Source organism: Spirosoma lacussanchae, from assembly GCF_005870035.1.
Classification (GTDB): Bacteria; Bacteroidota; Bacteroidia; order Cytophagales; family Spirosomataceae; genus Spirosoma; species Spirosoma lacussanchae.
The window spans coordinates 979,715-993,589 of record NZ_SWJG01000001.1; the positions used below are offsets into that span (position 1 = coordinate 979,715).

A 13,875-nucleotide genomic window follows, 5' to 3' on the forward strand; every position below is an offset into this window, starting at 1 on the left:
GGCGGGCTATTCCAGTGTGAAGGCAATGGGCAAGCTGAATTTTACCCGAACGGTACGTCCCGATTGCTTACCCGGACGCCATCGGGGCATCTTCTGGACCACGCGTATAGCCTCCTCGTCGCAGCCGAATCCTATTCCTTTCAGCACTTGAACCTCGGTCAGGCTGCCGTCGGTATTAACGACGAAACTGACGTATACCCGGCCCGATATACCCGCCGAACTGGCCCGTTGGGGGTATCGTAACGTATGGGTAATGAAGTCGTTCAGAGCGGCCATGCCGCCGGGGTACTCGGGTTGCTGCTCGACCGCAATAAAGGCCTCATCGTGGTTGGTAGGGGCTACCTCCAGCGCCCGTTCGGTTGCCGTGGGGCCGGTAGCCTCGGGGGCGGCAATGACTTCGTCGACTCCCGTTCCTTCGGCCGTAACCGGCCCGGAGGTGGCTTTCTCCAGTTGCTCGGTTGTAGGTGGCATGGCTTCGTCAACGACCTCGGGGTCGGGCAGTACTACCGGCGGCAGGTTCCGGACGGTACTGACCGCCGGGGCTTGTTCGAGCGGTGGGATCGGAATGGGTTGTTCGTCGGGCGTGTCGGGTAGCTTAACCAGATCCGTTTCGACCAGTACGATCTGATCGCCTAGGTCGGGCTTCGGAAAAAGCCGGGCGTAAAGAGTCGGTGCCGCGAGGCCTAGCAGAAACAGGCCCACGCCGACCCACAGCGCGCGGGTAAGCGCCGGTCGGTAATGCTGGCGCAGGTCAAAGGCACCGTAGGCCCGATGCCGGGCCTGAAAAATGATTTCGTTGTAGGTCAGCGTATCAGCTGGCGCAGATATACGGGACATGATCTCGGAGCGGTTTGGTTTGCACCGCATGGATGTACGCTCCGTTCTATTTCCATAAAACTTACAGTTTATCGTATTGCTCTACCAGGCTGGCCGCGTCGCCTTCGTTCTTGAAACTAAGCTGGTCAGCCATGGCTTTCAGCCCATCGCGTTTGTCGGACAGGGCGTCAAGCAGCGATTTTTTCGTCAGCCTTACTTTAACCAGCGTCTGGTCGGGTTTGAGTAGATAATAAGCATGGCTGTTCTGGAACGAGTCGTACCGGATGTCGTTGGAGTAGGGCTGTTTATAGTCAGCGCCCTGGAACGTTTTCGCCACCCGCTTCAGCAGGGCGGTCTTGCCCTCGTACAAGACCAGAAAATAGCTGCCATCGGCGGCCGCATCGGCTGTTTTCACGTTCGGGTACCGCTTAAATAGATATTCCTGCCCATCAGGACTAACGAGCTGAAAGTGGCTGACCGTGCTGCGGTCAATAATGATGGAGTCGTTTCCCATCGTAGGCCGGAGCAGGATCAGCGCCTGCCGGAAGGCATCGAATTTAATGGGTACGTCGGTATAGCGTTTGCCCCCGAGCAGCAGAATCTGGCCCTTCGACCAGCCGTTGAGGAAATAGGGAGTGCCACGCAAACCTTCGTAGCGCGTGTCGATGGTGCGGACCATGATGCCCGGGCTACCGGCGCTACCCACCGCGTTGACAATCTGCGACATTTCCTGATTGGTCAGGGTTGGGTTGTTGGGCTGCCTGGACGATACCGGCGCCGGGTCGGGTTTAAGCGCGCGCCTGGTCCGGCTGCTGTCGGTCGTCTGGGCCTGCAGCGCAAACGGAAGCAGCATCAGGAGTAACAATGCGTACTGTTTCAGGAACATAGTAGTTCGTTGGTTAACGGGAATGAACAGGGGTAAAAATACAAAATCGGCATCAAAACACATGGCCGTTTGTCACTATAATGACCGACTGTGCTTGATGCCGATTTAGGTCAGGCCGTTGCCTTAGGCTCAGGCCGGATACTCGTGAGGAAGCGGAATGTCTACGCGCTCCTGCACGGGCAGGCCCTGTTTGTTCATCTGCTCAATGAACGGGTCCGGATCCAGCTCTTCGCAGTTCCAGACGCCGGGTTTCATCCAGACGCCCGTCAGCATCAGCATCGCTCCAATCATGGCCGGCACACCGGTCGTGTAACTGACCGCCTGGCCGCGCACTTCTTTGTACGTCTCGGCATGGTCGCAGTTGTTCCAGATGAAGTAGGTCCGGTCTTTGCCGTCTTTTACCCCTTTGATCTGGCAGCCAATGCTGGTCTGGCCGGTATAGTTCTCGCCAAGGCTGTCGGGGGCGGGTAATACCGCTTTCAAAAATTCGAGCGGAACGATGTTCATCCCCTGAAACGGCACCGGATCGATGCGGGTCATGCCGACGTTTTGCAGCACCTCGAGGTGGGTCAGGTAAGCCTGACCAAATGTCATCCAGAAACGAGCGCGCTTGAGCGTAGGGAAGTTCTTGACGAGCGACTCGAGTTCTTCGTGATATAACACGTATGACTCGCGGGGGCCAATTTCCGGGTAGTCGATGGGCTTATGAATACTCATGGCCGGTATCTCGACCCACTCGCCGTTTTCCCAGTATCGACCGGGCTGGGTAATTTCACGGATGTTGATTTCCGGGTTGAAGTTGGTAGCAAAGGCTTTGCCGTGGTTACCGGCGTTGCAGTCGACAATGTCGAGGTAGTCCATCCGGTCGAAATGGTGTTTGTTGGCATAGGCCGTAAACACCTGCGTGGCGCCGGGGTCGAAGCCGCAGCCCAGCAGGGCCATCAGACCGGCCTGCTCGAAGCGTTCTTTATAGGCCCATTGCCAGCTGTACTCGAACTTGGCTACATCTTTAGGTTCGTAATTGGCGGTATCCATGTAATGCACACCGGCTTCCAGACAGGCGTCCATGATGGGCAGATCCTGGTAGGGGAGAGCTACATTGATGACCAGTTTTGGGTCGAACGACCGGATCAGCGCCACCATCTCGGCCACCACATCGGCGTCGACCTGCGCGGTCTGAATCGTAACGCCGTGCATCTCCTGAATTTCAGCCGCAATGCGGTCACATTTTGCCTTGGTGCGGCTGGCCAGCATAATGTTCGTAAATACGTTGCTGTTCATAGCGCATTTGTGCGCTACCACACTGCCAACGCCACCGGCTCCAATAATGAGCACGTTTGCCATGTATCGTCTATAGTTTACGTTTTGGCCGCAAAGATAGTAAGCCAGCCTCGGACTTGGTCAGTAAGGGATATCTTCGCTGATGAACAAATAGTTACCTTAAACAAATTATTACTATATTTGTTTTATAGGAAATATGCAGTCTTAAATCGCTCTCGTTATGAAATTTATCTCCTCAGCTGGATCATTTGAACTCTCAATTCTGGGTTACGGTAAAAAGGCAACCAACTGGCGGGAGCGAAACCGGTTGCAGTGTCGGGTATCGACGTTGCTGGGTCAGCAGGCCGATACGCAGTCGGCGCCGTTGCAGACCTGGGAAGTTGGCCGGTTGCTGAACGGCCTTCGAGCGCTCTGGAACAAGGCCGCGAGCCACATTGACGTTTCGTTTCCGGAGCCAGGCCTGAGTGTTGAGGCCACGGCGCTCCCGAACGATAGCTACCGATTACAGATTCAGCTGGACCACGCGCTGACCCCGGCCTGGCATACATATCCCGGCTTTCCGGTCAAGATCAATCTGCTGCTGAACCGCAGGCAGCTGCAGGAAGCTATCCAGGACCTGTCGGGTCAGGTCGCGGCCTATCCGGAGCGGTAGCCGGTCGTTTCTTTCGTGCGTTTGCGAGGTGCCAGACCCTAGCCGGGTTTGCGTATCTAAACGCATAGTGGTACCTTTCAGACGTATATACGTGTTCTGCACAACCTGGTAGGTACTACGTCAGGCTACAGCTCTAACCCCATGCTTCTAATCGGCCAGCGCAGTTTCTTCGAACTGAACATTTTAGACTACGAAAACGCCCCTGACAGCCCTTCGTCGGCCGATCGGAACCTGCTTTGGGTGGCGCTTCGGTCTGGCTGGCAGCATCATCAGTCTACCTCTACCGCTGCTATACTGTATACCTACGAAATCAGTACCCTGCTCGACTGGCTGCGGCAGCTGCACGCCACCGGTCGTTCGCAGGGACGACTGGTCTTTACCGAGCCATGCCTCAGCCTCGAATGTATTTCGGCCGACTCCGACGAGTTTCTCCTGCAAATCAAACTGGCCTTCGAAATAGCCCCTGATTGGCACGACGACCCACTTTCTCCGTTTTGGCTGCCCGTTGTCGTGACCAGACATAAGCTCGCCGAAGCCATTGGTCAGCTGTCGGACCAGTTCCTCAATTTTCCGGTAAGGCGTTAAGGTTACCGCTTGGTAACATCAACTTGTTTATACATATTTGTACCCAGACTATGGCTTGGGTAGAGTTAGTAGCACCCTCCCGATTGTACGAGTCGATAAACACCTAATTAAAACATAACTGATTAACAAGTATGAAAGTCGTCAAGCGCAGAAACCGCCAGATGACCATGGAACGTATTTTGCGTGCTATGGGGGATGTAATGGCCGAACGAGGTACTGAGAAAGCAGGTATTAACGCTGTTGCCGAGCGTGCCGGTGTTAATAAGGTGCTGATCTACCGTTATTTCGGCGGCTGGAACGGTCTGCTGGAAGCATATGTGCAGCGAGGATTCTTCCTGTCGATGTTCAATGATAAGTTCCTGGAGTCTGTTCCCGACAATCTGCCCGCCGAAAACCGGAGTAAAGTATGGTCTGAGTATACCATCCAGTTTCTGCGGGAGTTCCGGGCGCGCAAGCCGTCGCAGGAGCTTATACGCTGGGAGATGACCCACGGCGAAACCGAACTGGCCCGCCGGCTGGCCGAATACCGGGATCGGTCGTATAAAAACCTGGTTGACAAACTGGCTCCCTACACCGATTTCGACCCGATTGCCATTACCAGCCTGATGGTTTCGGCCGTTACGTACATGGTACTGACCAGCGCGCAGCGCGATCACATCGTCGATATCGATCTCCGTACCGAAGCTGGCTGGGAACGCATCGAAACGGCCATCCGCCGGATTTATTCAAGCCTGAACATTGCTCTCGACCGCGAAAACGCCAAGAAAGCCGAGATTAAATAGACAATCTGATAGTCGGGTTGCGGTGTACCGGAGTTTGTTCAATACCCGTAACCCGACTACCAGGACCCACTTACTGGTTCATTAACTCCTCGATCTCGTCAGCAACGACCGGAATGTTAGCCATCAGGTCGATATTGCCCGACTCGGTCAGAATCACGTTATTCTCCAGCCGAATCCCGATTTTCTCATCGCGGATATAAATGCCGGGCTCAACGGTAAATACCATGCCGGGTTCCATCTTCCGGTACTTGTTCCCTACGTCGTGTACGTCGAGCCCCAGGAAGTGGGAAGTGCCGTGCATGAAATACTTCTTGTACAAAGGGGCATCAGGATCCTGTTTTTCTACGGCCGCCCGGTCCAGCAGGCCCAGTCCAATCAGTTCCGACTCCATCACCTTACCTACTTCGCGGTGGTAATCGTCCCAGAGGTTACCGGGGCGCAGCATCTGTTTGGCTTCGTTCATCACCCGCAGTACCGCATCGTAAACGGCCCGCTGGCGTTCGGTGAAGCGGCCATTTACCGGTACCGTACGTGTCATGTCGGCATTGTAGTTGGCATACTCAGCGCCCAGGTCGAGCAAGACCAGGTCGCCATCCTGACACTGCTGGCTGTTGTCGATGTAATGCAGTACGCAGGCGTTGGCTCCCGACGCGATAATGGGTGAATAAGCCGCTCCCCGGGAGCGATTGCGCAGGAACTCGTGCATCATCTCGGCCTCAATCTCGTACTCCCAGACCCCGGGTTTGATGAAGCCCAGTAAGCGCCGGAACATTTTTTCCGTCGTGTCGATCGCCGTCTGCAGAAGCTGCACCTCCTGCGGTTGTTTGATTGCCCGGAGGTAATGCATCAGCGGAGCCAGCCGTTCCAGATGATGCAACGGGTACATCTGCCGAAACTGGTCGATGTAGCGGGCATCGCGGGTCTGTACGTCTACCGTGGCGCGGGTATGCTCGTTGGTGTTGAGGTAGATGTGTTCCGCTTCGAACACCATCTGGCCAAATATCTGCTCAAACTGATTGTTCCAGTAGATACGTGACTGCGGAATGCCGGTGAGCTGTTCGGCTTCCGCTTTAGTGAGTTTATGGCCTTCCCAGATCTCGATGAGTTCGCTGGTTTCGCGCAGGAACAGCGCTTCGCGGAATTTCGGATCGGGATGATCCGGAAACAGAACCAGCCGCGTTTCTTCCTGATCAACGCCGGAGAGATAGAACAGGTCGTTGTTCTGCCGGAACGCCATCGTGCCATCGGCATTGGTAGGCAGTATATCGTTGGCATTGAGTACGACCAACGATCTGGGCTTCAGGCGGGTGGCCAGCCGCTGCCGATTTTTAATGAAAAGAGATGAATCGAGGGGTAAGTAGCGCATTAGGCTCAACGAATTTGATGGTGGTAGCCGGCATTGTGACGTTTACTAAATCGCCGGTCTGCTGTGCGGCAAATGTAGTAAATGGTCGCGCTGATTAATTGAAAAGCGTGCATATTTGGCCGTTCATGTAACCCCACCACATATGTCTTTTTCCTCTACACTGATCCGGTTTTCGGTATTGACCATTACGCTTCTTACCCTGTCTGTGGCGGCTCTGGCGCAGACGTCGTACGATATAGCTCCCGGCGAGCCGGCCGTATTCAACGGCGTCGAGTACGGCATCGAAGTGCTGAACGAACGAGCCCAGGACGTCAAAACCGAAGAATATAACCGCTACGAACTGGGGCTGTACGTAACCAACAAAAGCGGCTGTGCCAAGCTGATCTTCCCGCGGCAGACCCTGTTTGGTACCGAAAGTAACCCGAACCTCCTGGCCAGTTTCGATTGTCTGAATGCAACCGGCAAGCGGATGACCAGCAAAGGCGGGAGTCTGCTGGCCCGGCCCTTTGTGGTGCCCTACCGCGAAACCGTAAAAGGAGCCGACGGTAAAGATGTCGTTAAAACTACCAACGTGCAGGCCGGTTATATTCTTCGCAACGGCGAGAGCGTCAGTGATCGGATCATTGTGATCGTACCGGCGGGTGAGAAGCCCCGGATGCGGGTACGGGTTCGGGAAATTATCGACAATTTCTGAACAATTCCGGTCTGGAGTGGCTATTTTAGCATGATGAATCATGTTGTACGGAGATGCCTGAGGCTTTTATGGCTGTTGCCTGGCCTGGCATGGGGCCAGCCGGAACCGGCGAACACAAACTACTGGATCCTGCTGGAGGGTAAAGACATCACAGCTCCGCCCGCTTTATCGCCCGCAGCGCTGGCCCGACGGCAACTTCAGCAACTTCCCATCGACGATACGGATCGCCCGGTGTCATCGGCTTATCTGCATCAGCTCCAGCAAACCGGTATCCGGCCCCTGCGCCAGTCGCGCTGGCTCAACGCGGTATCGGCCCGGTTAACGTTCGAACAGCGTCGCCAAGTGCTGGCGCTGCCGTTCGTTAAAGCCATACAGCCTATCGATCCGGCTTTGATTATCACCGCTACGGAGCCTGTCTCCAAACCGCAGCTCGCACCGGTCATGACCCAGATTCAGGCACCTGATTTTGCGAGGGCAGGCTTAACGGGGCGATTCGTGACTATCGGGGTGATCGACGCGGGCTTTTTCGGAGCCGATTCGGCCAACGCGCTCAAACACGTGTTTACCCGGCAGGGTGTTCGGCAGGTTCGCGATTATGTGCATCCGAACCGGCCGCAAACCAATCTGCTCCGAACGCTGGAGTCCATGTCTGACTTTCATGGTACCGAGGTGCTGGCTGCCATTGCCGGTACTGATCCCACCGAAAATATTCAGTATGGTCTGGCTACCGATGCCACCTTCTACTTGGCCCGTACTGACCAGGGAAACCGCGAATACAGGGGCGAAGAAGACAACTGGGTGGCCGCTATGGAGTGGATGGACAGCCTGGGCGTGCGGCTCATCAACACCTCGCTGGGGTACGCCAAAGGTATGAGTAACCCCAAGGAAAATTACGAGCCCAAGCAGATGGATGGCCACACGAGCCTGATCAGCCGGGCCGCCCAGATTGCCGCCGATAAGAAAGGAATTCTGATCGTAGTTTCGGCCGGTAACGAAGGTGATGACCGTTCGTGGCGAATTATCAGCACGCCGGCCGATGCGCAGGGTGTGCTGGCCATCGGCGCCACTAACGCCAAACTCTGGAACCGCATCGGCTACAGCAGCATCGGCCCCGAGAGTTTACCCTACCTGAAGCCCAACGTATCGTGTTTCTCGCTCTATGGCACCTCGCTGTCGGCACCTGTGATTACGGGTTTTGCCGCCTGTCTGATGCAGGCCAATCCGAAGCTTACCAATAAACAGGTGATGGAGATCATCGAGAAGTCATCGCATTTGTACCCGTACGGCAATAACTACGTTGGCTACGGCGTACCCCAGGCGTCGCGGGCGCTGGCGCTCGTTAAAAACCAGTCCCTGCCGTCAACCGCCCGCTCCATCAAAGCCTCGGGTAAGTCGCTGACGCTGGATGTTAACACGACTGAACCGGCGGTATCGGTCTTTCATAAGAAAGATGCCACTCATGTACTGCAACAGGAAGCGGCTAAGGTTAGCAGCGGCAAGCTGACCCTTAAACGCAGTAGTGGTGAAAAACAAACCACTGTCGACCTGATCCGGGAAGTAATCGAGGTCGTCTGGGAATAAACGTCATCAACGGGCTTCGTCCATGAAAGGAATCTACTGCGTTCTGCTGTTAACGCTCTCCAATGTATTCATGACCCTGGCCTGGTATGGCCACCTTCAACTCAAGCAATATCCGATGCTGGCCAAGCTGTCGCTGTTCGGTATCATTATGCTGAGCTGGGGACTCGCTTTCTTCGAGTACATTTTTCAGGTACCCGCCAACCGGATCGGTTCCAATGAAATGGGCGGGCCTTTCTCCCTGTTCGAGCTGAAAACCATTCAGGAAGCCGTATCGCTGATCGTGTTTACGATCATTACGGTATACTTTTTCAAAACCGACAAGCTGGCCTGGAATCACCTGGTTGGATTCGCCTTCATTGTGCTGGCCGTATTTTTTATCTTCAAGAAATGGTAAGTCGGGGCTGGCGGCTCAGAGGTACTTATCGGCCTTGAGGTAATTGGTCACGTAATCGGTAATGCCATCTTCCAGCGAGGTGAAAGGGCGTTCGTAGCCGATGGAGCGGATTTTGGCCATGTTGGCCTGGGTATAATACTGATATTTATCGCGGATATCGGCCGGGGTATCCACAAAATCGATCTTGGGTTCGAGGCCCAAGGCCCGGAAGGTGTTGACCGCCAGATCGCGGAACGTGCGGGCTTTGCCACTGCCCAGGTTGTAGATACCTGAGTTGCGCCGGTGGTGCATCAGGAAGGAGCAAACATCCACCACATCTTTCACATAAACGAAGTCGCGCATCTGCTCGCCGTCGGCAAAGTCAGGGTTGTGCGACCGGAATAGCTTCATGTGGCCCGACTGGCAAATCTGGCGGTAGGCGTGAAAGATAACCGAGGCCATCCGGTCTTTGTGGTACTCGTTGGGTCCGTATACGTTAAAAAACTTCAGGCCGGCCCAGAAAAACGGCTTTCGTTCCTGTTCCAGCGCCCAGTTGTCGAACTCGTTTTTCGAGTCGCCGTACGGATTGAGCGGCTTGAGTTGCGGAATCAGGGATTCGTTATCATCGTAGCCCAACTCCCCTAAACCATAGGTAGCCGCCGACGAAGCATAGACGAGCGGAATCTGATACTGGATGCAGCGGTGCCAGATCTGTTTGGAATATTCTACGTTGAGGTGCTCAAATATCTGCCGGTCAAACTCGGTCGTATCGGTGCGGGCGCCTATGTGAAAGATGAATTCAACCTCGTGATAATTCTGGTCGAGCCAATCAAAAAAGACCTCCCGATCTACCCGTTCCTGAATACGTTTATTGGCGAGGTTTGGCGCTTTACGGGGGTTGGAAAAGTCATCTACGGCGATGATAAAATTGAAATTTTCCTGATTTAGTTTGTCAATCAAACAGCTCCCTATAAAACCAGCGGCCCCCGTAACAATAATCATAAATGTATGTCCGTAAACGTGTTCGTATCGATAAGTCGATAATAATCAGGATAAACAAGGCAAAGTAGGGTGTAAAGATACTGGTTTTAGGCCGAAGAAAGGAATAGCGTTTTTGATGATAAAATTGTATTTATTGAAGTTGATGCTACCCGCATGGTACTGCCGGGTACTGACTCTGTGGATTGACCCCCGGCTTTTATAGCGGCTCATCAATGCGTATCTTTGTGCACTTTTTTTCACCGGCGTTTCTGGCAACCGCCTTATCTAAACCAGAAAAATGGTCTATATAAACAGAATTGAACATTTCAATGCCGCCCATCGGCTGTACAACCCGGCCTGGTCGGAAGAGCGCAACAAAGAGGTGTTTGGCCCCTGCGCGAATATGAACTGGCATGGGCATAATTTTGAGCTGATTGTCACGGTAAAAGGAGAGCCCAATCCGGATACGGGTTTCGTGATCGATCTGAAAGTCCTCGGCGATATCATCAAGCGGGAGGTGATCGAGAAAGTGGACCACAAAAACCTGAACCTTGATGTCGATTTCATGCAGGGAAAAATGGCCAGCTGCGAAATTTTTGTCATGGAGATCTGGAAAATTCTCGAGCGCGCGCTGGCGCCCGTTACCGAAGCCCATCTGCACCAGCTGCGTCTCTACGAAACACCCAAAAACTTCGTTGATTACTTTGGCGAATAGCCTTTATCATCAGGCAATGCCTGTCTCCATCTGACTGTCAAAAACCACCGATGACGTATTACCTGATAGCCGGCGAACGGTCGGGCGACCTGCACGGAGCGAACCTGATCCGGGCCATCCGGCAGTATGATCCGGAAGCCCGTTGCCGCGGCTATGGGGGTGAACAGATGGAAGCCGCCGGGGCCGTGCTGGTCCGGCATTACCGCGAGATGGCGTTTATGGGCTTTCTGGAGGTGGCCAAAAATCTGGGCACGATCCGGCGCATCATGCGTGAGTGTGAGGCAGACCTGCTCGCCAACCGGCCCGATGTGCTGATTCTGATTGATTACGGCGGATTCAACCTGCGCATGGCCCATTTCGCCAAACGCCACGGCATTCGGGTGTTCTATTACATATCGCCCAAGGTATGGGCCTGGAATCCACGCCGGGCGCTCAAGATCAAAGCCAGTGTTGATCGGTTGTTTACCATTTTTCCCTTCGAGACCGAGTTTTTTGCCCAGTATGATTACGAGGTCGAGTACGTGGGTAACCCATTGCTCGACGCGCTCCGAGCGTTCCGGCCCGATCCGACGTTTGCCGGCAGGCTGGCGCTCGACGGGCGGCCCGTAGTGGCGCTGTTGCCCGGTAGCCGGCGGCAGGAAATCAAAGGGATGTTACCGGTTATGCTGGCGGCAACCCGGTCGTTTACGGACTATCAGTTCGTGGTCGGAACGGTCAGCAACCTGCCCGACGATCTGTATAATACATACATGGCCGACTACCCGGCCGTACTGCGGGTGAGCGATGCGGCCTACGACCTGCTGCATCTGGCGTCGGCTGCACTCGTTACGTCCGGTACGGCCACGCTCGAAACCGCCCTGCTCAACGTACCCGAAGTGGTGCTCTACAAAACGCCACGCTGGTGGTACGAGATCGGCAAGCGTATTCTGGCGGTGCCGTTTCTGTCGCTGGTAAATCTGATTGCCGGTCGGGAAGTAGTTCGGGAGTTGATTCACGACTGCACACCGGAGCGGGTCACGGCCGAGTTGCGGGCTATTTTGCCGGGCGGCAACCGGCGGGAGGAAGTCCTGACGGGATACGCTGAGGTAGCGCAGAAAATGGGCGAGCCCGGTGGGTCGGAGCGGGCGGGCAAACGCATGGTCGAGCTGATGCGCTAGTTCTTTTCGATGATGCCCGTACGCTCCCAGTTGCGGAGCCAGTCTTTCTTGACGCCCTGAACCTGCGAAAAAAACTGGTAAAACGGCAGCATATCGCGTTCGTAATCGCCGGTCACGTAGAGCGGTTCGCTGAGCAGAACGAGCTTGCGGGGCCAGTCGAAGCCAACCAGAATAAGCGGAACCCCGGCCTTGAGCGCAATGTAGTAGAAGCCGGTCTTGAGCCGCGAAACGTTACTTCGGGTTCCTTCCGGCGCAATGCAGATGTGAAGTTCGTCGCTTTCCCGGAAGAGACTGGCGGTGGCGTCGACCATATTGTTCGACTTGTCTCGGTAAACGGGTTTGCCACCCAGCGCCCGGAACAGCCACCCGGCATACCAGGTAAACAGCGAGCTTTTGGCCAGATACTGAATCCAGATGTGAATGGTGGGCCGAATACCAAGGCCAATCGGGAAATCCCAGTTAGTCGAATGAGGGGCTACTACCCAGATCCCTTTCGGCACTGTTGGAACCGGCCCGACAATACGCCAGCCCCATATTTTAAATAACCAACGGGCTAGTGCGCCAAGCATAATAAAAAGACGTGAACAGCTAGTCGTGAACAGATACGGGTATACACTCAACCGAAGCTGAAGAGCCTGACCAATACCTGTTCACGACTAGTTGAACTAGTACTTCCGGTCTTTGCGCTCTAACCAACGGCCGGTCATGAAAGAAGCCGCCAGCAGAACAACGTAGAACAGAATAGTTAGTGGGGTTGAAAGATCCATGTCTGTATTCAGTTGAATTCGGGTGCAAAAGTACAAGAGCCAGCGGTTTAAACCTAAAGGCTCGATCTACCTTTTGGGGTAACTGCTTATAAAACGCCTTTGGTGCTGGGCAGGTTGTCCAGCTCCTTACTATCGCGCCGAACCGCCATTTTGATGGCTTTGGCAAAGGCTTTGAAAATAGCCTCGATTTTATGGTGCTCGTTATCGCCTTCTACCTTTACGTTGAGGTTACACAGGGCCGTATCGGAGAACGACTTGAAGAAATGGAAAAACATTTCGGTTGGCATGTCCCCAATTTTTTCGCGTTTGAAGTCGGCATCCCAAACCAGCCAGGGTCGCCCCGAAAAATCAATGGCCACCTGAGCCAGCGCTTCGTCCATGGGGAGCAGAAAGCCGTAGCGGCTAATGCCGCGCTTGTCGCCGAGGGCGCGCCGGTAGGCTTCGCCGAGGGCCAGCGCGGTGTCTTCTATCGTGTGGTGCTCATCAATGTGCAGATCGCCTTGCACCCGTATGGTCAGATCGGCTCCGGAATGTTTGGCAACCTGATCGAGCATGTGGTCGAAGAAGCCAAGGCCCGTCTGAATATCGGCCCGGCCGCGCCCGTCGAGGTTCAACTCGACGCTGATCTGGGTCTCTTTCGTATTTCGGGCAACGGTGGCCGTGCGGTTGGGCATTCGCAGGAACGCGTAGATTTCGTCCCAGTCGCCCGTTTTGAGCGCTATCCGCTCCTGCATAGCCTCCGTCAAACCGGTAACATCGGCCATCTGGACGGTATCGAGGCCACCCGGCGGCAGAAACAGGATGGCCTGCGCCCCCAGGTTGACCGCCAGCTGCACGTCGGTAAGGCGGTCGCCAATGACGTAGCTATTAGCGAGATCGTACGAGCCGTCCATGTATTCGGTCAGCATGCCGGTACCGGGTTTACGGGTAGGGGCGTTATCCCGGGGGAAATGGCGATCGATATGGACGCCCGAAAAGTGGATGTTCTCACCGGCGAAGGTGTTCATCATCTTGGTATGGGCGGGCCAGAAGGTATCTTCCGGAAAGGCGTCGGTACCAAGCCCATCCTGGTTGGTAACCATCACCAGTTTGTAGTCGGTGTCTTCGGCAATCCGGCGCAGGGCCGATAGCACTTTGGGTATGTAATCGAGCTTGGCGAGCGAGTCGACTTGCTGGTCGGGCTGGGGTTCTACGATGAGAGTACCGTCGCGATCAATGAAAAGAATTTTCTGCATGGTA

15 protein-coding genes are annotated in these 13,875 nt (G+C 54.8%); 8 read left to right on the forward strand and 7 right to left on the reverse strand.

From position 1 onward, the window contains the following. Positions 1-6 precede the first annotated feature (6 nt). The 3 genes from FBR45_RS04040 to FBR45_RS04050 form a co-directional block, all read right to left on the reverse strand. Positions 7-837 (reverse strand): energy transducer TonB, encoded by an 831-nt coding sequence (locus FBR45_RS04040; RefSeq protein ID WP_138499548.1) that lies wholly within the window; start codon positions 835-837, stop codon positions 7-9. A 61-nt stretch (positions 838-898) separates the two neighbouring features. Continuing rightward, a complete protein-coding gene (locus tag FBR45_RS04045) occupies positions 899-1,702 on the reverse strand; it encodes a hypothetical protein (RefSeq protein WP_138499550.1) in 804 nt (267 codons plus the stop codon). 129 nt (positions 1,703-1,831) lie between these two features. After that, positions 1,832-3,046, reverse strand: a complete 1,215-nt coding sequence (locus FBR45_RS04050) for a saccharopine dehydrogenase family protein (RefSeq protein ID WP_138499552.1) — start codon at positions 3,044-3,046, stop codon at positions 1,832-1,834. A 157-nt stretch (positions 3,047-3,203) separates the two neighbouring features. Between FBR45_RS04050 and FBR45_RS04055 the strand changes: the two genes are divergently transcribed. The 3 genes from FBR45_RS04055 to FBR45_RS04065 all read left to right on the forward strand — a co-directional run bounded on the left by FBR45_RS04055 (position 3,204) and on the right by FBR45_RS04065 (position 5,002). Further along, the gene (locus FBR45_RS04055) at positions 3,204-3,635 is read left to right on the forward strand and encodes a WapI family immunity protein (RefSeq protein WP_077924088.1); all 432 of its coding nucleotides are present in this window, start codon (positions 3,204-3,206) and stop codon (positions 3,633-3,635) included. Between the two features lie 141 nt (positions 3,636-3,776). Beyond that, positions 3,777-4,220, forward strand: a complete 444-nt coding sequence (locus FBR45_RS04060) for a WapI family immunity protein (RefSeq protein WP_077924089.1) — start codon at positions 3,777-3,779, stop codon at positions 4,218-4,220. A gap of 131 nt (positions 4,221-4,351) precedes the next feature. Next, positions 4,352-5,002, forward strand: a complete 651-nt coding sequence (locus FBR45_RS04065) for a TetR/AcrR family transcriptional regulator (protein WP_246082099.1) — start codon at positions 4,352-4,354, stop codon at positions 5,000-5,002. 70 nt (positions 5,003-5,072) lie between these two features. Here the strand turns inward: FBR45_RS04065 and FBR45_RS04070 are convergent, their stop codons facing one another. After that, positions 5,073-6,368 carry an aminopeptidase P family protein gene (locus FBR45_RS04070; RefSeq protein ID WP_138499554.1) on the reverse strand — a complete coding sequence of 432 codons (1,296 nt, stop codon included), beginning with the start codon at positions 6,366-6,368 and terminating at the stop codon, positions 5,073-5,075. A gap of 142 nt (positions 6,369-6,510) precedes the next feature. On the opposite strand from FBR45_RS04070, the gene FBR45_RS04075 reads away from it, so the two are divergent. From FBR45_RS04075 to FBR45_RS04085, 3 genes are read left to right on the forward strand one after another with little or no spacing between them, the layout of a single operon-like run. Further along, positions 6,511-7,062, forward strand: coding sequence for an ABC transporter permease (locus tag FBR45_RS04075; protein ID WP_246082100.1), 552 nt, complete (start codon positions 6,511-6,513; stop codon positions 7,060-7,062). A gap of 33 nt (positions 7,063-7,095) precedes the next feature. Further along, a complete protein-coding gene (locus tag FBR45_RS04080) occupies positions 7,096-8,643 on the forward strand; it encodes a S8 family serine peptidase (protein ID WP_138499557.1) in 1,548 nt (515 codons plus the stop codon). A gap of 22 nt (positions 8,644-8,665) precedes the next feature. Continuing rightward, complete coding sequence (locus tag FBR45_RS04085) at positions 8,666-9,037, forward strand: DMT family protein (RefSeq protein ID WP_138499559.1); 372 nt, start codon at positions 8,666-8,668, stop codon at positions 9,035-9,037. A gap of 15 nt (positions 9,038-9,052) precedes the next feature. On the opposite strand, the gene rfaD is transcribed toward FBR45_RS04085, so the two are convergent. Beyond that, positions 9,053-10,018: an ADP-glyceromanno-heptose 6-epimerase gene (gene rfaD / locus FBR45_RS04090; protein ID WP_138499561.1), complete on the reverse strand. Its 966-nt coding sequence runs from the start codon at positions 10,016-10,018 to the stop codon at positions 9,053-9,055. A gap of 277 nt (positions 10,019-10,295) precedes the next feature. Between rfaD and FBR45_RS04095 the strand changes: the two genes are divergently transcribed. Both FBR45_RS04095 and lpxB read left to right on the forward strand, forming a co-directional pair. Then, positions 10,296-10,712, forward strand: coding sequence for a 6-pyruvoyl trahydropterin synthase family protein (locus FBR45_RS04095; protein WP_138499563.1), 417 nt, complete (start codon positions 10,296-10,298; stop codon positions 10,710-10,712). A 50-nt stretch (positions 10,713-10,762) separates the two neighbouring features. Next, on the forward strand, positions 10,763-11,869 hold the full coding sequence (gene lpxB / locus FBR45_RS04100) for a lipid-A-disaccharide synthase (protein WP_138499565.1): 1,107 nt from the start codon (positions 10,763-10,765) through the stop codon (positions 11,867-11,869). Here lpxB and FBR45_RS04105 read toward each other — a convergent pair. Further along, positions 11,866-12,438 (reverse strand): 1-acyl-sn-glycerol-3-phosphate acyltransferase, encoded by a 573-nt coding sequence (locus FBR45_RS04105; protein WP_138499567.1) that lies wholly within the window; start codon positions 12,436-12,438, stop codon positions 11,866-11,868. The two genes, lpxB and FBR45_RS04105, sit on opposite strands and share 4 nt — an antisense overlap. A gap of 284 nt (positions 12,439-12,722) precedes the next feature. Then, positions 12,723-13,871: a bifunctional histidinol-phosphatase/imidazoleglycerol-phosphate dehydratase HisB gene (hisB, locus tag FBR45_RS04110; protein WP_138499569.1), complete on the reverse strand. Its 1,149-nt coding sequence runs from the start codon at positions 13,869-13,871 to the stop codon at positions 12,723-12,725. Between the last annotated feature and the right edge of the window lie 4 nt (positions 13,872-13,875).